The organism is Salimicrobium halophilum, from assembly GCF_900100295.1.
In the GTDB taxonomy this organism is placed as follows: domain Bacteria; phylum Bacillota; class Bacilli; order Bacillales; family Halobacillaceae; genus Salimicrobium; species Salimicrobium halophilum.
Genome location: NZ_FNEV01000004.1, coordinates 17,211 through 38,157, shown reverse-complemented (window position 1 = coordinate 38,157; position 20,947 = coordinate 17,211). Strand labels below are relative to the sequence as shown.

Below are 20,947 nucleotides of genomic sequence, written 5' to 3'. Positions count from 1 at the left end.
AAAGGGAGGATATAGTATGGGTTTATTTGAATCTGTTCTCGGGTTTCTCAATGACGCCTTATGGGGATACATACTGATTATCGTATTACTTGGACTGGGACTATGGTTTTCCATCAAACTGAAATTCGCTCAGTTCACGCTGATTCCCGAAATGCTTCGGGTGTTGTTCGATAAGCGATCGATCACTGCAGAAGGGAAAAAAGGGACCTCGGCGTTCCAGGCATTTGCCATCAGTACAGCGTCCCGTGTGGGTACAGGGAACCTTGCAGGTGTGGCAGCAGCCGTTTCCACCGGCGGGCCGGGGGCCGTGTTCTGGATGTGGCTTGTCGCCGTTCTCGGCGGAGCATCGAGTTTTATCGAAAGTACGTTGGCTCAAATATTCAAGACACCCGAGTACAATCAGTATCGCGGGGGTCCTGCCTATTATATGGAAAAAGGTCTGAACAACCGTACGCTCGGAATCGTGTTTGCGATTACGATCACATTTACATACGGCCTTGTTTTCAGTTCTGTCCAGTCGAATACGATTTCTTCAGCATTTGAACGCTCGTTTTCTCTCGATGGCTGGGTGCTCGGGCTTATTTTGACGGCTATCGTAGCGTCCATCATCTTCGGAGGTCTGAGAAGAATTGCTCAGGTGACGCAATTTATCATTCCGATTATGGCGTTTTTCTATGTAGCTCTGGCTCTGTACGTCCTGTTTCTTAACCTGGGGCAGGTTCCGGATATGATCGGTCTTATTTTTTCCAGTGCTTTCGGTTTTCGTGAATTTGCAGGCGGTACTATCGGCGGAATGATCATGATCGGTGTGCAGCGTGGTCTGTTCTCGAACGAAGCCGGTATGGGTAGTGCGCCGAACGCAGCTGCTACATCGGAAGTGACGCACCCGGTGAAACAGGGGCTTATCCAGACGCTTGGCGTGTTTATCGATACGCTGATCATCTGTAGTGCTACGGCAACTATTATCCTCTTTTCCGGAGAATATAAGAATCCGGGAGGCGCAGAGGGGATTCAGATTACCCAGATGGCTTTTGAGAATGAGATAGGACAGTGGGCTTCCATCTTTATTGCGGTCGCCATCTTCCTTTTCGCTTTCAGCTCCATCATCGGTAACTACTATTATGGGGAAACGAACCTTGAATTCATCCGCACGAGCGGGAGACTGAAAATCATTTATCGTACGAGTGTCCTGCTCATGGTGATGTTCGGAGCCGTTGCCGAATTCGGTCTTGTGTGGTCGCTTGCGGACATGACGATGGGGATTATGGCACTGATAAACTTGTACGCTATCTTCCTGTTGTCTAAGATCGCTTACGCGGCGCTGAAAGATTATTTGAATCAGCGCAGGCAAGGGAAAGACCCGGTCTTCTATCAGGATCATCTGCCCGGTGTGAAAGGTATGGAATACTGGAAGCGCACCGATTCGATCAAAAGTGAGAAAGATAAGTGAAGATAGAGCCGCCTCTTCTGGCGGCTTTTTCTTATGGGATGGATAGATGGGTAGGTGGATAGGTGGTTGCGGACTTTGACCTGGTTTTTGCGGACCTGTGGTGCTTTTTTGCGGACGTTCGACTTGAATCGACACACGTTTGCGGACCTTAAGAAGGTTTCTGCGGACCTCACGACGTAATCATAGGGCGACAGCGGGTTTCGGGTAAGCATATCTGAAGTATGCTAAAATACAGATAGATGTCTGTACGAAAAGGATGGATCATATGAGTATAGTTATTGCAGAGAATCTTGCCAAAGGGTATGGCGATAAAACGTTATTCGATCAGCTTTCTTTCACAGTGGAAGAAGGGGAACGGATCGGGCTGATCGGCGTTAATGGTACCGGAAAATCCTCGCTTCTGAAAATTCTTGCGGGTATAGAGTCGAAAGATGAGGGCGACCTTCATCATGCCAAGGATTTTCACGTGGAGTATTTACCTCAGGAACCTGAACTGGAAGAGGATAAAACGGTCTTCGAACAGATCTATTACGGAGATTCAGCGGTGATGAAGGTGTTGCGCAGGTACGAGAAGGCGCTTCAGCAGACGACTGTATCTCCAGAGGACGAAGACGTGCAGGAAGAACTGATGAAGGCTCAGGAACAGATGGAAGAAGCCGGGGCGTGGGAAGCGAGTACGGAAGCGAAAAAGGTGCTTACGCGTCTCGGCATCGAAGCCTATGACAAGAAAGCGAGTGAACTCTCGGGCGGTCAGAAAAAGCGTGTGGCCATAGCGAAAGCACTGCTGCAGCCGGCGGATCTGTTGCTGCTGGATGAGCCAACCAACCACCTCGACAATGAAACGATCGAGTGGCTCGAGGAATATCTCGGGCAGTACAAAGGGGCGCTCATGCTCGTAACGCACGACCGTTACTTCCTCAACCGCGTCACGAATAAGATTTTCGAGTTGGAGAGAGGAGAGCTTTATCAGTATGAAGGGAATTATGAAGTCTTCCTTCAGAAAAAAGCGGAACGCGAGGAGCTTGAGAAGCGGAGAGAACAGAAGCATCAGAACGTTCTGAAGCAGGAACTTGAATGGCTGAAGCGCGGTGTGAAGGCCCGCGGGACGAAGCAGAAAGCGAGAAAGCAACGCGTAGAGGCTATGAAAGAACAGACCTTCGAAACGACGAAGGAAGAAGCGGACATCGCCACCGCTTCCACGCGCCTCGGCAAACAGGTAATGGAGCTTGAGGAGGTTGGTCAGGAATTCGAAGGCCGCTTCCTTTTCCGTCATATCAATGATCTTATCGTTCCTGGAGAACGGATCGGTATCATCGGACCGAACGGAACCGGGAAGACGACTCTCCTCAATATTATGGCACAAAGAAGAGAACCGACAGAAGGTAGCGTAACGATCGGATCGACCGTGAAAATCGGGTACTATAAGCAGGACCATGAAGAACTCGATGGCGATCAGACGGTGATCGGCTATATCAAAGAAACAGCGGAAGTCATCTCGACGAAGGATGGTCAGGAAGTGACGGCTGAGCAGATGCTGGAACGTTTTCTTTTCCAAAGGTCACACCAGTGGACGTATATCCGTCGTCTTTCGGGCGGAGAACGGCGCAGGTTGTATCTGCTGAAAGTTCTGATGGAAGAGCCGAACGTTCTGTTCCTCGATGAACCGACCAACGACCTCGATACGGAAACGTTGAGTGTTCTTGAAGACTATATCGATCATTTTCCGGGCGTGGTCATCACTGTCTCCCACGACCGCTATTTCCTCGACAGGATTGCAGACAGATTGATTGCTTTAGAGAGTACCGGCAATGTCCAGAAATTCCAGGGTGCGTATAGCGACTACCTGGAAGAGAAGAAAGAAGAAAAGAAAAAGGTAGCGACCACTTCCGGCGAGAAGCAGCAGCGCCCGAAAAAGAAGAAGAAGCTTTCCTATCAGGATCAGCAGGAATGGAAGACGATCGAAGATGACATCATGGCCATAGAAACCCGTATCGAAGAAATTGAAAAAGAAATAAATGACACCGGCAGTAATTTCGACAAAGCGGAAGCCTTATACAAAGAACAGCAGGAAAAGGAAGAAGAGCTTGAACGGAAAATGGAACGGTGGGAAGAATTGTCTGAATTAGTGGAAGAAATGGAGAGGTCCTGAAACAGGGGCCTCTCTTTTGTATTGCTTATACAATTATGAAATAATGGAAAGCGGATACTAAACGGAAAGGTGATGAATCAGATGCAGCAACAAATGCTGGAAAAGTACGCTGATCTGGCTCTCAGAACGGGAGTCAATATACAAAAGGATCAAAAACTTGTCATTAATTCCACGATAGAAGGAGCGGACTTCACTCGTATCGTAGCGAAGAAAGCATTCGAACTGGGTGCGAAAGATGTACATATCAACTGGTCGGACGATGAAGTGACCCGTCTTCGCTATGAGCATGCGGACACGGAAACATTGAAAGAAGTGCCACAATGGCAGCAGGATATGTTCAGGTCTTTCGGAGAAGAAGGCATGGCTCTTCTTTCAATCCGTGCGACAGACCCTGACCTGCTTCAGAGCATCGATGCGAAGAAGATTGCTGCAGCTCAGAAAGCCCGCAGCGAAGCGATGGCGGAGTTCCGTAATTATACGATGAATGACCGGATCCAGTGGTCGATCGTCAGTATTCCGATCACGGCATGGGCGAAGAAGATTTTCCCTGGGGAAGACGGAGAAACGGCGAAAGAAAAATTATGGGAGCAGATCTTTTCTATCGTACGTGTGGATAAAGACGACCCGAACAAAGCGTGGGAAGAGCACAATGAAACACTGGAGAATGCTCGTCAGTTCCTGAACCGAAAGCAATACAAAGAGCTTGTCTATCAGGGGCCGGGTACCAATCTGACAGTGCAACTTCCGAAAGGTCACATTTGGAAAGGCGGAGCCAGTGAGACAGAAAACGGGGTACCGTTCAATCCGAACATGCCGACAGAAGAAGTATTCACGGCACCTCACAAGTACGGGGTCGACGGCATTGTTTCCAGTACAAAACCGCTCAACTACGGCGGGAATGTCATCGATAACTTCACGCTGACGTTCAAAGACGGAGAAGTGGTGGATTTCTCTGCAGAACAGGGAGAGGAGACGCTCGAGCAACTTCTTGATACAGACGATGGAGCGTCCCATCTTGGAGAGTTAGCGCTCGTTCCGCATGAATCACCGATTTCCCAGTCAGGACTCATTTTCTACAACACTTTGTACGACGAGAATGCTTCCTGTCACCTGGCTCTCGGAAAAGCATATCCGAACAACGTTCAAGGCGGATCGGAGATGGACGAAGCACAGTTGGATGAAAATGGTGTGAACCACAGCCTCGTTCACGTCGATTTCATGATGGGCTCCGGGGAATTGGATATCGATGGTGTGCATGAAGACGGCACAGAAGAACCGGTGATGAGAAACGGAAGCTGGGCGCTGGATTTCAATCAAGGTTAAGCGACTGAAGGAAAGGGTATATTATTGGCAGACTCGAATAGAAGAGGAGTGAATAGTATGCCAGGTCCGGAACACGAACTAGCAGGCTTCCAGCCAAACCCGAACGAATTCGGGAAATGTAACCACTGCGGCACACTGCTGAAGACGAAAGAAGAGGAAGAAGTCAAACTCTGCAAAGACTGCCAGCAACGTCATAAAGCTCAGGAAACTGATTATGATGATGTTGAATAAGTGAAAGGCGAAGACATCCCGCTTAGAAACCTTAGTCATAAGCAGAACCGTCAGACAAAGGCGGTCTACCCTTTTTCTGATCGGTTCTGCTTATGGCTCCGGTTTCTGGATGTCGCAGCTAGACACGAAAAGTGGAGACACTCCGCTTATGGCTCCGGTTTCTGGATGTCGCAGCTAGACACGAAAAGTGGAGACACTCCGCTTATGGCTCCGGTTTCTGGATGTCGCAGCTAGACACGAAAAGTGGAGACACTCCGCTTATGGCTCCGGTTTCTGGATGTCGCAGCTAGACACGAAAAGTGGAGACACTCCGCTTATGGCTCCGGTTTCTGGATGTCGCAGCTAGACACGAAAAGCGGAGACACCCTGGTTATGGCTAGGGCTTCTGGATGCTACAATTAGACAAAAGAAGCAGAACCTCTACGTGTGAAAACAAAAAAGGATGAGAGCATCGGAGCTCTCATCCTTTTTCTTTTGATAACTCATAGGAAGAAGTCTGCTTCATATATTCGATAATTCCACCGAGGACACCACCGGTAATGGCCGGAACGACCCAGGCAAGCCCAAGGGATACGAATGGCATAGCTTCGACCAGGGAGGTCAGAGGCGCTATGTTGATGTTCAACGCCTGAAGTCCGTCATAGAGACTGACGATAGCTGTGAAAGCGATGGCCCCTCTGTATACATAAGGGGAGTGGTGAAACAGTTTTCCAAGAAACGCAAGTATGACCAGGACGATAGCGATCGGATATAGGAAGGTAAGCACCGGCACGGAATAAGTGATGATCTGATTCAGTCCGAGATTGGTCACGCCGAAACTCAGAATAGTTATTCCTGTGATGACCCGGAGGTACGTAAGTCCAGGCACACGCTTCGAGAAGTACTGACCACATGCGACAGTAAGTCCCACGCAAGTCGTGAAGCAGGCGAGCGTCACAACGATGCCTAGAATCATAGTGCCGGCAGAGCCGAACATCGTCTCTGCAGCACTCGAAAGTAACATGCTTCCACTATCGTACTCACCGATGGGCGCCATTTTGACACCGATCCATCCTATAGCTCCATACACAAGCCCCAACCCGAGAGCTGTGATGGAGCCCGCTTTGATCGTCTGTTTCGTCACTTCCTTTTGACCGGTGGTCCCCTTATCTTTCAGGGAGGTGATGACGATGATTCCAAAAGCGAGCCCGGCGATCGCGTCCATGGTCAGGTATCCTTCAATGAATCCGCTGAAAAATGGAGCGTTACTATACTTTTCTCCCGGTGCTCCTATATTGGATGTCGGTAGAAAGAAGCTTCCGATCACAAGGGAAAGAATGGATAAGAAAAGAATCGGCGTGAGCCACTGACCTACCACATCCACGAGCTTGGAAGGATTCCAACTCACAAGAAATACGATCAGAAAGAACACGATAGAGAAAATCAGCAGCGCGCCCTGATTCACTCCTCCGCTCCAGGGAGCTACTCCCATCTCGTAAGAGACGTTGGCCGCTCTCGGTATACCGAAAAAGGGACCGATCGCCAAGTAGATCAGGGAAATGAAACCAAGAGCAAAAGTGGGATGCACTCTACCTGCGAGCTCCATGGCTCCTCCTTTGGACAAGGAAACAGCGGTGACTGCCACGATCGGAAGCCCGACTCCTGTAAGGATGAACCCTAGAATGGAAGGAAGATAATTCGTTCCGGCTTCCATCCCGAGAGCTGCAGGGTAAATGAGGTTACCCGCACCAAAAAACATAGCAAAAAGCATAAAACCTACTGCAATGATGTTTGAATTCTTCATAGCTGCCAATCCTCCAATGTTGGAAATGTGATATTTTAATTGCAGAATAGTCTGTCAATAAAAGGAATAATGATAATTTTTCGAAAATAAATTCAAAAGCCGACGTAAATATTATCAATGTCGAAAAACTATGTCAATTTATTTTTATCATAATTTTTAAAACGGGGGAATGACCGCTGAGAAGCGCCAGCGAAACGTACTTCATAAAGGTTAATGCGATGAATTTCATTACAGAGAATAAGAAAAGTGTCGCATATTTTTTCGAATGAAATGGTTTTTGTTCTTTTTCCATTACAAAGTGCCGCATAACCAGAGTTATTACCGATTTTTAAAGAAAGATAGGAAGAAATCGTCGAATAAGTGATCATCGTGTTTCGAGAAAGAGCACCCGAAGGCAAGTCTGCCCACTTATGAGTTCCATCTGACAGGTCTACTTAGACTCGAGGTTTCTAAGCGGGGTGAGTCCGCATTTCTATATTGTCTAGTTGCGAAGAACAGAAGCCCGAAATATAAGCGGCCAATCCTGTTTTGGAGAAGAACATTCCAAAGCCAGGCTCGTCCGCTTATATTTGAGCTTCTGAACGTTCTTCTCCACTTTTCTATATTGTCTAGTTCCAGCCTCCAGAAGCTGGTATCATAAGTGGTCAGCCGTGTTTCGGGAAAGAGCGCCCGAAGCCAAGTCTGCCCACTTATGATAAAGCTTCTAAGCGGGAGGCTGCCACTTTTCTATATTAGTTTACACTTGCCCTGCTAACAGATAGAATAAGGCTATGATTATGGAGAATATTACGCTCTTATAGATGAGGGGATTAGTTATATGATTGATTCTTTGCTGTTGCAAGTTACGATAATAGGGCTGCTCGGGGTAGGGTCGCAGTGGATTGCGTGGCGCTTTCGTCTGCCTGCCATCGTAGTCATGTCCATCGTCGGTCTGATGGCCGGTCCGCTTTTCGGTCTCATGAATCCGGAAGAAAGTTTCGGGGATTTATACTCTCCTACGATCAGTCTAGCCGTAGCCGTCATTCTGTTTGAAGGGAGTCTGAATCTGGATTTCAAAGAAGTGAAAGGGCTGGGGAAACCGGTATTCCGGATTGTTACGCTCGGCGCTTTCATAGCGTGGATCCTCGGGTCCCTTGCAGCCCATTACATAGCCGGGCTGAGTGTGGCGGTAGCATTCGTTATCGGTGGTCTTTTCATCGTGACGGGGCCGACGGTCATTCTGCCTTTGCTTCGACAAGCCAAACTTAAGCCGAGACCGGCGAAAATTCTGAAATGGGAAGGAATCATCGTGGATCCGTTGGGGGCTCTGCTGGCCGTCTTCACGTTTGAAATCATCGTGTTTCTGATGGGAGACCCGGTAGATCCGTCCGCTTTGATTACGTTTTTCCTTGCCGCTTTGTTTGCGGTGGTGATCGGCTATGGGTTAGGAAAAGGCGTCGGTTATATGTTCGAAAATGGATATGTGCCTGAATTCCTGAAGTCGCCGTTCGTTTTTGCCGCTGTCATCGTCTGCTTTACGGCGGCGGATGAAGTGACGCACGAGACCGGCCTTTTGTCCGTTACGGCCATGGGGATGACGCTTGCGAATATGCGGATTTCTTCCATTGATGATATGAGACACTTCAAGGAGAACATGTCCCTTCTGCTGATTTCAGCGATATTCGTTATGCTGACGGCTTCTTTGACACGGGAAACGTTAATCGAGATTTTCCAGCCTGGGATCATCGCTTTCGTGCTGATTATGCTATTTGTCGTCCGTCCTCTGTCGATTTTCCTTTCGACGATCGGGACAGATCTCAGGAAGTCTGAAAAATTGCTGGTAGGGTGGATCGCTCCACGAGGAATCGTGGCACTGACAGTCGCCAGTTATTTCGCTGCAGTCCTCTCAGAGGAAGGGTTTGAAGATGCGAATATTCTCGTATCGCTGACCTTTGCCCTCGTATTCACGACCGTTGTCGCTCACGGTTTTTCCATGGGGTGGTTATCCAAGAAACTCAACCTCTCCCAGGAAGGGCCACCGGGAGTGCTTATCGTAGGAGGGAATCTGTTTACGACGAAACTTGCCTCTACGCTTAAGAGTCTGGATGTTCCTGTGATTATCGTCGATTCTTCATGGAGAAAGCTGACGAAAGCCCGTTCCGAAGGTCTGAAGACTTTTCACGGGGAAGTGCTAAGTGAACAGACGGAGTATTCGCTTGATATGACGCCGTATGAATACCTGGTAGCTGCGACGGAGCTCGATTCCTACAACGCTCTCGTATGTACGACATTCGTGCCTGAATTCGGCCGTAACAATGCTTTTCAGTTGAACCTGAGCGATGAGCGGGGGGACAATCTGGAAGGGCTGGATCACACGATCGGCGGTCGTATTCTTTTCCGGAAGGATATCACGTGGGAGCCGCTGAATGAGATGGTGGAGAACGGCTACGTATTGAGAAAGACGACCATTACCCAGAAGTATACGTACCAGAACTACATCGATAACCTTGATGATCAGGCGATCAGACTGTTCGTGAAGAAGAAAGCGACAGGGATGATCTACTTCTTTACGGAACACTCTGAGCTCGCCCCTGAGAGTGGGGATATCGTCGTATCCCTGACACCGCCGAGCAAAGAGTTCGAGAAGATCCAGGAAAAACTTGAAACGAAACGAAAAAATAAGCAGTAGGGAGAACCTCCCTGTTGCTTATTTCGTTCGTAATTCCTGTTTCAGTTGAGCCAGTTCCGTTTCGATACGGGAAAGCTGGGCTTCTGCGCGTTCGACGTTACCGCCGTTCGCTTCCAGTTTATCGAGGTCTCCCTGGATTCTTACATAATCGGATTTCAGTTCATTGATCTGGGCTTCCAGTTCCTGTTTAGACATACGTGATTACCTCCTTGTGTCCATTTGTGTTATACTTAATTATAAAGAAGGACATAAAAGGATGCAAAAGAAGGACTTTTTGCATGGGTCCTGTTTATTTTTTCACTACCAAAAAGTCCGAATAATGAAAAAAATCAAAGAAAACCCTTCACTCCCACTATTATATTTGTGTTATTTTCTATATAATAAAGAAAATACTTGCCTGAGCCACGGAGAGGGGGGTATTTGCTGACTAAGCAGGTTTGAGGCAATCTATCGTCTTGTGTACAATGGATGATGTCCGATTGGCCTGCGTACAAAATGAGGGGGTATAGCATAACTTGAAATTGTTTCGAGCTTTAGACAAAGGAATATTGAAACTGGAAGAATTCATCCTGAGCTACGCGATCATCCTGATTGCACTTATGGTAATCAGTAAACCGATCACCCGGACATTGCTCGGTTATACATTACCTTTTGCAGATGAGGTCAGCCAGATATCCGTCACTATCGCTACATTCATGGGTATCAGCTATGCAGCTCGAAAGGGAAGGCATATCAGTATGTCCGCCTTTTATGACATGGCCCCATTCAAAGTAAGGAAAGTACTATCCATCTTCATCCCACTTTTAACCGCTATCATTTTGTTTGCGTTCGCATATTACTCCACGCTGTACGTACTTGACATCAAAGCGTCAGGACGCGTAACACCAGCTTTGCAGATGCCGACATATATCCTCTATATGTTCATTCCGATAGGCTTCTTCCTCGGAGGCATTCAGTTTATCCGTAATATGTGGATCAATATCAGAGACAGGGATAACGTTTACCTAGGAACAGATGCAAAAGACTATAACGATATGGAAAATCAGGAAATTGAAGAGACAGGGCATCTGTAGTAACTATTCCAAAGAAGAAAGGATAACAATATGCTGGCGACAATGTTAACAATTATGGTCATCCTGTTATTGCTGAACTTCCCTATGTTAGTTCCTTTGATGGTTGCACCGCTAATTGTTCTTTTCATCTATTTTCCTAACATGGACCCGACGATAATGATGCAGCAGTTCTCTACGGGGATCGAAGCCTACGTTCTGCTGGCGGTTCCGTTGTTCATTTTCGCGGCGGACATCATGACGACCGGGAAAACATCCAACCGACTCCTCGATTTCATCGGTTCCTTCATTGGACATATCCGGGGAGGTTACGCTGTTACGACAGCAGCAGCCTGTACACTTTTCGGTGCTATTTCAGGATCTACACAGGCGACAGTAGTAGCCATTGGTACACCGATGCGAGAAAGACTTTTGAAAATCGGTTATAAAGACCCTACTGCAATGGCACTCATAATCAACTCGAGTGATGTTGCGCTTCTGGTACCTCCGAGTATCGGAATGATCATGTACGGGCTTGTGTCCGGTACATCAGTAGGAGATTTATTTATTGCAGGAATCATTCCAGGTATCATCGTATTCCTGGCATTCACTATCTATAGCGTAGGTTACGCCATTGTAAAAGACATACCACTTGCGAATAAAGCGACGTGGAAAGAACGTTGGCAGATGACGAGGAAAGCTCTTCTACCGATCGGTTTTCCGGTTATTGTTATCGGAGGGATCTATACAGGTCTCTTCAGTCCGACAGAAGCAGCAGGAGTATCTGTTCTATATGCGTTCATTTTAGAAGTACTTATTTACAGATCCATTCATATTAAACAGTTACCGAGTATTGCGAGGTCTACCGGTATCGTGACATCGGCTGTATTCGTTCTCGTAGCCGGAGGACAGGCGTTTACGTGGGTCATCTCGTTTGCAAGAATTCCGCAAATGATTACAGAGGCTGTTCTCGGTCCTGACCCATCCGCTATTTTCGTTCTTGTCATGGTATCCGTATTCTTCTTCGTCGGGTGTATGTTCGTCGACCCGATTGTAGTAATACTCGTGTTGACACCGATTTTCTATCCGGCAGCAATGAGTGCCGGTGTCGACCCTATTCATCTGGGGGTCATCATCACATTCCAGGCGGCTCTCGGTTCTGCGACTCCGCCATTCGGGGTGGACATATTCACCGCCAGTGCGGTCTTCAACAAACCGTATCTGGAGGTTATTAAAGGCACGCCGCCATATATCGTTATGATGGTAGCGATCGCTGTTTTACTGATTTACTTTGAAGAGTTATCACTCATGCTCCTATAGCATGTGAGGTATATCTATAAAAAATTAGGGAGGTTTTCACCATTTTTAACAAAAAGAGTTTATTAACTGGTGTCATGGCATTGTCACTTTCAGGATTCCTTGCTGCATGTGGCGGCAACGGTGGGGACGGAGGAGACTCCGCTGACGGAGGCGATTCCGGAGAGTCCCAGACTTGGAGAATGGTAACGGAAGAAGTCGACGGCCAGGTACAGTATGAATATGCACAGGAATTTGCTGATCGAATCAATGAAAAGACAGATGGACAAGTTACAATCGAGCCGTATGAGTTCGGTGGGCTTGGGAACGAAACGGATCAGGTAGAGCAGCTTGAAACAGGTGCTGTAGAAATGGCAGTCATGTCCCCTGGTTTCACAGGTAACATGGTTAAAGAAGGACAGCTATTCGCGCTTCATTTCCTTTTCCCGGATAGTGTAGAGCAGACTCAGGAAGTACTGAATAACAGTGAAGCCCTGAATACAGATCTTCGTGAGAAATATGAAGAGCATGGTATCACGCCACTTGCTTACTGGACAGAAGGTGCGATGCAGTGGACGTCTTCCGGTACAGCGATTGAGTCCCCGTCTGATTTCGAAGGATTCAAAATGCGTACACAGACATCTCCTCTGATTCTTGAATCCTACAGAGCTTATGGAGCAGATCCGCAGTCTATGAGCTGGGGTGAACTATACACGGCGCTTGACCGTGGTACCGTAGAAGGTCAGGAAAACCCGATCTTCTTTATCGGGGACGCATCTTTCTACGAAGTTCAGGAGTACATGACGATTTCGAACCACAACAACTACGTAGCGATGACTACCGTGAACTCTGATTGGTACAACGGCCTGGATGAAGAAATGCAGAGCACGATTGATGAAACAGTAGAAGAAATGCAGGAATGGGTATTCGAAGAACAGAAGGCTCAGAACGAAGAATGGTTACAGACCATCAAAGAAGATGAAGAGAACCCTACAGAAATCATTGAGCTGACGGATGAGCAGCGCGAAGCGTTCAGAAGTGCAGCCATGGATGTCCGTGATTTCTATAGAAGTGAAGTTTCTACAGTAGACGGGGAAATCCTCGACAAGCTGGAACAGGAAATCACTGATATCACAGGTGCAGAAACCGGTGAAAGCTCCGGGGAGGAAGGTTCTTCTGAGGAAGGATCTGATTCCGAAGAGGATTCCGGTTCTGAAGAATAAGGAAGTAAGGAAAAAAGTCGCTCTCGATGGAGGGCGACTTTTTCTGTGGAACATTATTTCTGAGTTCAGATTACGTCTGCTTATATTTGAGCTTCTAAACGGGTGTCTCCGCTTTTCTGTTTTCTAGCTGCATCATCCAGAAATTCGTGTCATAAGTAGACCAGATCAGAAAAAAGAAAGAGCACTTTTGTCTGACCGGTCTACTTATGCCAGTATTTCTAAACGGATGATTCCGCTTTTCCATGTCTAGCTGCGAAGAACAGAAGCCCGAAATATAAGCAGCCACTCCTGTTTCGAGAAAGAACGCTCGAAGCCAGGACTGTCTGCTTATATCCAGAGCTTCTAAACGCTCTTCTCCGCTTTTCCATTTTTCCATTCTTCATAAAAGTGTTTGATGGTGGCTTTGATGACGGCATAGGTCGGGATGGCGAATAATAGGCCTAGGAATCCTGCTAGGCTTCCGGCTGCCAATACTACGGTGATGATGGTCAGCGGGTGGATGTGCAGGGCTTTCCCCATAATGTTCGGGGAGATGAGATTCCCTTCGATCTGTTGAGCGATCAGTGTGATGATGGCTACCCAGACGACCATGATCGGATCCTGGAACAAAGCTACGAGAAGTGCCGGGATCACTGCAAGGAACGGACCTATGAATGGAATCACATTCATCAGCATCGCGAACAGGGCGAGGGTCAGAGAATAGTGGAGACCGATGGCCATGTACCCGATAAGAAGGAGCACACCGACGGCTACACTAACGGTGAGCTGTCCAAGGATGAATGTATAAAGTGTGTGGTCCACGGAACGGGCCCAGCGTTCGAAGCTCTTCGCAAATTTCGGGCTTTTTTCGCTCATATACCCGGTGAGAAACGGAAGGAGCCTTTCTCCGTCTTTTAACATGAAGAAAAGAAAGAATGGTACCAGCACTACAGAGAACAGGAAGCTGAGAATGTTCGTAAGCACACTGATTACAGCAGCTGAAGCGTTCTGGAGATAGGATTGCAGATTATCAGTGAAGTTCTGGATAGCACTGGTCACGTTATCCGGCATGATGTCCTGATTCTGTTGCCAATACGTTACCCATTCTTCCACCATCCGTACCATTTCAGGGATGTTATCCATCAACCTCGTATACTGTTGTTGGGCAATAGGAGCAATGAATTGAACGATGAAGTATCCGGCCGCAATGAACGCCACGAATACCACGAGAATCGCCGGCACTTTCGGGACTTTGTTATGGACGAGCCATTCCACCAGTGGTCGTGAAATGTAATAAAGGACTCCGCCACCGATGAGTGGTATGGCAATCGCACTTATGTACGTCAGAATCGGTTGGAAGAAAAATTGGATCTCATGTAATAAAAAAATCAACAGACAGATGGCAATGGCAGCCACAATCAGTTGAAACCATTTCTTTTGAAGCATATGTTATCCCGCCTTTTTAAACATCTATGTGTACATTTTAATGGAAATCCCGAAAGAAAGAAACGTTTTGTTGCTGAGAACTTTTCCGGAAAGAAGGAGAAAAGAGGAAGCTTTTGTCATATTGACTTTATAGTGAAAGGTGCTAAGATGGAAGAAGAAGGGGAGTAGCTGTTCAATAAAGTCGTCATTACGAGAGGGATCTCCGGCTTTATTGGCAACGACCGTTGTTTGCGAGACCTTTGCCTGTAGGGGCAGAGGTCTCTTTTTTATGGTCTCTGTACTTGCAGGAAACGACAGAAAAAGGAGATCAGAATTATGGATGCACAATTATTGATAGAATACGGCTGGGTACTGATTGTACTCGTAGGACTGGAAGGGATTCTGGCGGCCGATAATGCTCTTGTCCTTGCCATTATGGTGAAACACCTTCCGCCTGAAAAACGGAAAAAAGCACTTTTCTATGGCCTTGTAGGGGCGTTTACCCTGCGGTTCGCCTCGCTCTTCGTCATTTCTTTTCTCGTCGATGTGTGGCAAGTGCAGGCTCTGGGTGCTGCCTATCTCTTATTCATTGCCGGGAAAAACCTTTATGACAATTGGAAGGCGCGTGGAACGGGCGAGACAGAAGAGGAAGAACCCGATTATGATGAGACCTCCCGCGGAAAAGGCTTCTGGCCTACAGTCGTAAAGGTGGAATTCGCAGATCTCGCTTTTGCTGTCGATTCCATCTTAGCAGCGGTAGCGTTAGCCGTTACGCTGCCGGAGACGAATCTTCCTGAAGTGGGAAGTCTGGATGGGGGTCAGTTCGCTGTCATTCTTACCGGGGGGATGATCGGTATTATCATTATGCGTTTTGCTGCCAATGTATTCGTGAAAATTCTTCATGAGCGTCCCGGTCTTGAAATCGCAGCTTTTGTGATTGTCGGCTGGGTTGGTGTAAAATTGGTGGTATCGACGCTGGCTCACCCGAATATTCAGGTGTTGGATGAGCATTTCGCCCATTCGACCGCCTGGAAGATCACATTCTATACCGTACTTGTCGGTATTGCGGTAGCCGGCTGGTTTTTATCAGGAAAGAAAGAGAAGCCAGCTGCTTAAAAGGAGTGGTAATACGATGGGCAAGGCACTTCAGGGAAAAGAAGATCAATTCTCTTATATCAAAAATCGTGTCTCTATGCTGAACGACGTTGTACAATCCGTAGAGTCCCCGGTAGACGACGAAGAGTTGAAACGCGTAGAAGACATGATTCAAAGTCTGAATCAGAAAGTAGAGAGATTCCGACAGGATAGAAAGGAGGGAGAATGATGGCCAAGCATCATTTTCATTTGAAGTCGGATTGGCCGGGCGGTCGTAATTCGGTCGGTACGATCCAGGCGGACAAATTGCATACAGAAATTTCGATCCCTAAAGAAATGGACGGACCCGATATCGGAACGAATCCGGACGAAATGCTGCTCGGAGCAGCGGCGACGTGTTATATCATTACGCTCGCAGCGATGATGGAGCGCGCTGGTCTTAGTGGTAAAGAAATGGATATGGATTCTGAAGGGGTGGTCGACGTGACGAACGGCGTCATCACTTATAAAGAGATCATCCATCGGCCCCGGGTCGTACTTGAAAATACAGCTTCTGTCGAAGATCTTGAGAAGCTCGGGGAACTGGCTGAGAAAGCGGAATCCAGCTGCATGATTTCCCGCGCTATTCAAGGGAACGTTACAATTACGTTAGAGCCGGATCTTACTATTGAAAAATAAGAAGCATCACGCCCGGAGGAGAGTTTTCCTTCCGGGCGTGATGCTTTTTTGATTTGTATACCGTTCACGGGGATAGAGTAGACTTGAGTGGTTCATTTAAGCAGAAACGAATCGTTCGCGAGCAATCCTTGGTGACGAACGGTCCGATAACAAAAGAAGGAACCACTCGGCAGCCTTAATGCTCATACGAACGTACCGATGCGACCCGGCTTCCTGCTGAACCCTGAGCGAAGACTTCCTTCGTCTTTGCGGTATTTTTTAGCCGGATATCAGGAAAATCGGCGCTTAAAAGTTATTATTCAACGATTTTCAGTAATGGGAACCAGAAAGCGTTGGATATCGTTTTTTATGAAGTAGTTTAATGAGCATATCGAATAAAAACCATCTCATATCCGAAGAATTCCTTTCATCTGGCTTAAGGTTTTAAGATTGAGAGTCACCTTCACGTATATACACACGAGCTTCATAAGGACGTAGTGTATGAATATCCGTAATATCGCGGTAGTTATGGAGAACAGCGTCTCTGGTAGTCATTTCACTTTCCACGTGGAGGATTGCTGTTTTATCTGTAAGATTAGTTACAATCAAAGCTTTTTCGTTCCCCAGGGTGCGTGTATATGCGTAGATGGAAGGATTCTTTTCATCAAGAAGGTCGTACGTTCCGTAAGTGAAGATATCGTGATTCTTTTTGAGTCGGATCAACTGACGGTAATGGTTCAGTATGGACGAGTCGTCTTCCCACTGATCGGCAACGTTGATTTTCGTATGGTTCGGATTGATTTTCATCCATGGGTCTCCTGAAGTGAAACCGGCTTCTTCACTGCCATCCCATTGCATAGGGGTACGGCTGTTGTCACGGGAAGTCATCCACAGGTTTTCCAGAATCTCCTTCTCCGACCATCCTTCTTCTTTCTTCACCTCGTAAAAGTTCTTCGCGGCTACATCATCATAGTCTTCGATGGAAGGAAGTTCGATGTTCGTCATGCCGATTTCCTGTCCCTGATAGATGAACGGGGTTCCCTGCATGAGGAAATACATCGTCGCTAAGGACGTTGCACTTTCTTTCCAGAATCGATGATCATTGCCCCACGTGGATACGGATCTTGCTTTGTCATGGTTTTCGATGAAAAGAGCGTTCCATCCGTCGCCTTCAAGGCCTTTCTGCCATTTGGTCAGTGCCTGTTTCAATGCAGGAACATCGAGCTTCTGTTCAGCACCCTGATCCCAGAGATCGAGGTGCTCGAACTGGAAAATCATATCCATTTTTCCTTCTTCGCCGACCCACAGGTGAGCCTCATCCGCACTTACTCCGTTCGCTTCCCCTACGGAAATGGCGTCGTACTTGCCGTAGGTTTCGTCTTTGAACTCCTGAAGGAAATCATGGATGCCCTCCTGGTTCATATGCATGTCGAAGCTGGAGACATACCGTTCGTTTTCCGGGTTGGGCATATCCGGGAGCCCGGGACGTTTTTTGATATGACTGATCGCATCAATACGGAAGCCATCGATGCCCTTGTCCAGCCACCAGTTGACCGTATCATAAAGTTCACGGCGCACTTCTTCGTTCTCCCAGTTCAAATCAGGTTGGCGCTCTGAGAAAATGTGAAGGTAGTACTGACCTGTAATGTCATCATATTTCCAGGCGGAGCCATCGAAAATACTTTCCCAGTTGTTCGGTTCCTGTCCATCTTTTCCGTCTCTCCAAATGTACCAGTCCCGTTTCGGATTATCTTTGGAAGCTCTTGATTCCAAGAACCACGGATGTTCATCACTCGTATGGTTCAGCACAAGATCGATGATCAATTTCATGTCTCGTTTATGCACCTCATCAAGCAGCCGATCGAAATCTTCCATTGTTCCGAAGTCTTCCAGGATATCCTTATAATCAGAGATATCGTAGCCGTTGTCATCAAGCGGGGATTTATACATCGGGCAGATCCAGATGAAATCGATGCCCAGATCCTGGAGATAGTCGAGTCTTCCGATCATGCCTTCCAGATCTCCGATACCATCGCCATTGGAATCCTGAAAACTGCGCGGATACACTTGATATCCCACTGCTTCTTTCCACCACGTACGTTCCATTCGTCCATTTCCTCCTTCAGATGATGCAATCGTTTGCTTCACCTATTAAAAACAAAGTTATCCAGTATATACAAATTTTTATGCAATCGTTTTCGCAAGCTATGCTTATCATACAAAAATTAAAGGGTAGTTGCAACCGTTTTCTTGGGTGGTTATGAATTAAAGCAAAAGGATTGCAGTTTTATCTCCTTTCCTATATAGTGAAAAGTAATCGAATAGTGTATCTTTCGGGGTCAGGTGAAATTCCTAGCCGGCGGTAATGGACAGTAGTCCCGAGCCCGCGACGGGGAAGAGCGTATTCCCCCTGATTTGGTGAAATTCCAAAGCCGACAGTTAAAGTCTGGATGGGAGAAAGATGAAACAATCCTGGTACACGTGTACCTTTTTTTAGTGATACCTCTATGCCCCGAAGGACCCTGTCCTTTGGGGTTTTTATATTATAAAGTGGTGCCATCCCGTTTAGAAGCTCTAATATAAGCAGACGCGCCTGGCTTCGGGCGGTCTTTCCCGAAACGGGGGTGGCTGCTTATATTACGGGCTTCTGGATGGCAGAACTGGATTGAGCTTAGCCTGACTACTGCTCCAACTTATGACACGAGTATCTGGGAGCTATAGCTGGATTATGCCAGTCTTACCTGGATGGCTGCTTAGATTACGGGCTTCTGGGTGGTAAAACTGGATTAAAGAATCGAGCGGTAGCTCTCCGCTGATGAAATAAATGAACTCCTATAAAAGAATGGATGCACAACGGAACACGGAGGAAGAAGCTATGAACAGAGAACAATACTATATGAACCTCGCAGTGGAAATGGCACGGAAAACGAAGGGACAGACCGAACCCAATCCGGCCGTAGCCGCTGTCGTAGTGAAAGATAACCAGATTGTAGGAACCGGTATTCACGTACGTGCAGGCGAACCGCATGCGGAAGTCCACGCGCTCCGGATGGCAGGGGAACATGCGAAGGGCGCGGAAATCTACGTAACCCTTGAACCCTGCAGCCACCACGGAAGAACACCTCCCTGTGCCGACGCAATTGTTGAAGCGGGTATCAAGCGGGCGATCGTCGCTTCTTTTGACCCGAACCCGAAAGTAGCCGGGCAGGGTACAGAGAAAATGAAGCGAGGCGGCGTCGAAGTGATTACGGATGTGTGCCGGGAAGAAGCGGACGCCATCAATCACTCGTTTTTCCATTACATTTCAAAACAGAAACCATACGTACGACTGAAATCGGCGATGAGTCTCGATGGGAAGATTGCTACTTCGACCGGAGAGAGTCAATGGATCACCGGAGAGGAAGCGAGAAAGGACGGACACTGGTACCGTCACCGCTCAGGCGCCATCCTCGTTGGCATCAATACGGTGTTGACAGATGATCCGATGCTTACGGCACGTCTTGAGGAAGGCGGGAACCATCCGGTACGGGTCGTGCTTGATAATCATTTACGCATGCCGAAAGATGCGAAATTGCTGAAGGATACGACCGCTCCTGTATGGATTGTCGTCGGAAATACCGTAACGGATGAACAGATAGAGGTCTTCCGGTCTAAAAGCCACGTCGAGATTCTGCGGCAGCAACAAGAAACCGTGGATATCGATACGCTTCTCAAAGAACTCGGAGAACGTAAAATCGCTTCTCTTCTCGTCGAAGGCGGCGGAACGGTGGCCGACAGTTTCGTTCGCTCGAGGAACGTCGATGAAGTGATTACGTATATCGCTCCTAAGCTGATCGGAGGACGAAAAGCTCTTACCCCGGTAGCCGGAACAGGAATCGAGCACCTGCATGATGCGATGAGCTTTTCCATCGTCGAGCATACGCAGGTAGGGAATGATATCAAAATCGTATCAAGGAAAGAAGGCGAGTAACATGTTTACCGGAATTATCGAAGAAATAGGATCCATCGCTTCTATGGAGCAAAAGGAAGAAACGATGGATGTAACGATAGAAGCCTCAGTGATTTTAGAGGATGTGAAGGAAGGGGACAGCATCTCCATCAATGGTGTGTGTCTGACAGTGACGACGTTCACGGATACGACGGCTTCCTTTGAAGTCATGCCGGAAACGTTCCGCGCGACGAACTTCAAGGATCTGAAGGCCGGAAGCAGAGTGAACCTGGAGAGGGCTCTGGCTGCGGGTGGCCGCTTCGGAGGTCATATCGTATCCGGTCATATCGACGGAGTCGGGAAGATTGTCAGCAAAACACCGGAAGCGAATGCGGTCTACTATGAAATTGAGTTGCCGCAAGATTTATCACGGTATTTCATCCATAAAGGATCGATTGCCGTTGATGGCACGAGTCTCACAGTTTTCGGAGTGAAAGGGGATACGGTGCTCATCTCGCTTATTCCGCATACGATGGAGCATACGGTTCTCGGCAACAAAGAACAGGGCGATGAAGTGAATATCGAATGCGATATGATCGGTAAATACATTGCGCATTTTATAGAACGTCAGGGAAGCGCTGAAGGAGTAAGTGAAGCTTTTCTCAAAGAGAACGGCTACGTCTGAACTGAA

At 47.6% G+C, this 20,947-nt stretch carries 17 protein-coding genes and 1 riboswitch; of the genes, 13 read left to right on the top strand and 4 right to left on the bottom strand.

The features are described from left to right. Positions 1–16 precede the first annotated feature (16 nt). From BLQ44_RS07400 to BLQ44_RS16530, 4 genes are all read left to right on the top strand, one after another. The gene (locus BLQ44_RS07400; RefSeq protein WP_093193260.1) at positions 17–1,450 is read left to right on the top strand and encodes an alanine/glycine:cation symporter family protein; all 1,434 of its coding nucleotides are present in this window, start codon (positions 17–19) and stop codon (positions 1,448–1,450) included. Positions 1,451–1,715: 265 nt separating this feature from the next. Beyond that, positions 1,716–3,599, top strand: a complete 1,884-nt coding sequence (locus tag BLQ44_RS07395) for an ABC-F family ATP-binding cassette domain-containing protein (RefSeq protein ID WP_093193259.1) — start codon at positions 1,716–1,718, stop codon at positions 3,597–3,599. Between the two features lie 81 nt (positions 3,600–3,680). Then, positions 3,681–4,922, top strand: a complete 1,242-nt coding sequence (locus tag BLQ44_RS07390; RefSeq protein WP_093193258.1) for an aminopeptidase — start codon at positions 3,681–3,683, stop codon at positions 4,920–4,922. A 57-nt stretch (positions 4,923–4,979) separates the two neighbouring features. Beyond that, complete coding sequence (locus BLQ44_RS16530) at positions 4,980–5,153, top strand: hypothetical protein (RefSeq protein WP_176757467.1); 174 nt, start codon at positions 4,980–4,982, stop codon at positions 5,151–5,153. 460 nt (positions 5,154–5,613) lie between these two features. Here BLQ44_RS16530 and brnQ read toward each other — a convergent pair whose 3' ends face one another. Then, complete coding sequence (gene brnQ / locus BLQ44_RS07385; RefSeq protein ID WP_093193257.1) at positions 5,614–6,936, bottom strand: branched-chain amino acid transport system II carrier protein; 1,323 nt, start codon at positions 6,934–6,936, stop codon at positions 5,614–5,616. 817 nt (positions 6,937–7,753) lie between these two features. On the opposite strand from brnQ, the gene BLQ44_RS07380 reads away from it, so the two are divergent. Continuing rightward, positions 7,754–9,604, top strand: coding sequence for a cation:proton antiporter (locus BLQ44_RS07380; RefSeq protein WP_093193256.1), 1,851 nt, complete (start codon positions 7,754–7,756; stop codon positions 9,602–9,604). Between the two features lie 18 nt (positions 9,605–9,622). Here the strand turns inward: BLQ44_RS07380 and BLQ44_RS16525 are convergent, their stop codons facing one another. After that, positions 9,623–9,799 (bottom strand): SE1832 family protein, encoded by a 177-nt coding sequence (locus tag BLQ44_RS16525; RefSeq protein WP_176757466.1) that lies wholly within the window; start codon positions 9,797–9,799, stop codon positions 9,623–9,625. 320 nt (positions 9,800–10,119) lie between these two features. Here BLQ44_RS16525 and BLQ44_RS07375 point away from each other — a divergent pair, with 320 nt between their 5' ends. The 3 genes from BLQ44_RS07375 to BLQ44_RS07365 all read left to right on the top strand — a co-directional run bounded on the left by BLQ44_RS07375 (position 10,120) and on the right by BLQ44_RS07365 (position 13,172). Next, positions 10,120–10,677: a TRAP transporter small permease gene (locus BLQ44_RS07375; protein ID WP_093193255.1), complete on the top strand. Its 558-nt coding sequence runs from the start codon at positions 10,120–10,122 to the stop codon at positions 10,675–10,677. A 30-nt stretch (positions 10,678–10,707) separates the two neighbouring features. Next, positions 10,708–11,973 (top strand): TRAP transporter large permease, encoded by a 1,266-nt coding sequence (locus BLQ44_RS07370; RefSeq protein WP_093193254.1) that lies wholly within the window; start codon positions 10,708–10,710, stop codon positions 11,971–11,973. Between the two features lie 74 nt (positions 11,974–12,047). Next, on the top strand, positions 12,048–13,172 hold the full coding sequence (locus BLQ44_RS07365; protein WP_093193253.1) for a DctP family TRAP transporter solute-binding subunit: 1,125 nt from the start codon (positions 12,048–12,050) through the stop codon (positions 13,170–13,172). 342 nt (positions 13,173–13,514) lie between these two features. Here BLQ44_RS07365 and BLQ44_RS07360 read toward each other — a convergent pair whose 3' ends face one another. Then, positions 13,515–14,597, bottom strand: coding sequence for an AI-2E family transporter (locus tag BLQ44_RS07360; RefSeq protein WP_093193252.1), 1,083 nt, complete (start codon positions 14,595–14,597; stop codon positions 13,515–13,517). 315 nt (positions 14,598–14,912) lie between these two features. Here BLQ44_RS07360 and BLQ44_RS07355 point away from each other — a divergent pair, with 315 nt between their 5' ends. From BLQ44_RS07355 to BLQ44_RS07345, 3 genes are read left to right on the top strand one after another with little or no spacing between them, the layout of a single operon-like run. Continuing rightward, positions 14,913–15,692 carry a TerC family protein gene (locus BLQ44_RS07355; RefSeq protein WP_093193251.1) on the top strand — a complete coding sequence of 260 codons (780 nt, stop codon included), beginning with the start codon at positions 14,913–14,915 and terminating at the stop codon, positions 15,690–15,692. Positions 15,693–15,708: 16 nt separating this feature from the next. Beyond that, positions 15,709–15,900, top strand: coding sequence for an SE1561 family protein (locus tag BLQ44_RS07350; protein WP_093193250.1), 192 nt, complete (start codon positions 15,709–15,711; stop codon positions 15,898–15,900). Then, positions 15,900–16,349, top strand: coding sequence for an OsmC family protein (locus BLQ44_RS07345; protein WP_093193249.1), 450 nt, complete (start codon positions 15,900–15,902; stop codon positions 16,347–16,349). Before BLQ44_RS07350 ends, BLQ44_RS07345 begins: the two co-directional genes overlap by 1 nt. A gap of 423 nt (positions 16,350–16,772) precedes the next feature. On the opposite strand, the gene BLQ44_RS07340 is transcribed toward BLQ44_RS07345, so the two are convergent. Beyond that, positions 16,773–18,434, bottom strand: a complete 1,662-nt coding sequence (locus tag BLQ44_RS07340; RefSeq protein ID WP_093193248.1) for a glycoside hydrolase family 13 protein — start codon at positions 18,432–18,434, stop codon at positions 16,773–16,775. Positions 18,435–18,653: 219 nt separating this feature from the next. Further along, positions 18,654–18,794: riboswitch (FMN riboswitch) on the top strand. A 409-nt stretch (positions 18,795–19,203) separates the two neighbouring features. Here BLQ44_RS07340 and ribD point away from each other — a divergent pair. Continuing rightward, positions 19,204–20,298: a bifunctional diaminohydroxyphosphoribosylaminopyrimidine deaminase/5-amino-6-(5-phosphoribosylamino)uracil reductase RibD gene (ribD, locus tag BLQ44_RS07335; protein WP_093193247.1), complete on the top strand. Its 1,095-nt coding sequence runs from the start codon at positions 19,204–19,206 to the stop codon at positions 20,296–20,298. A 1-nt stretch (position 20,299) separates the two neighbouring features. Further along, a complete protein-coding gene (ribE, locus tag BLQ44_RS07330) occupies positions 20,300–20,941 on the top strand; it encodes a riboflavin synthase (protein WP_093193246.1) in 642 nt (213 codons plus the stop codon). The last annotated feature ends 6 nt before the right edge of the window (positions 20,942–20,947 follow it).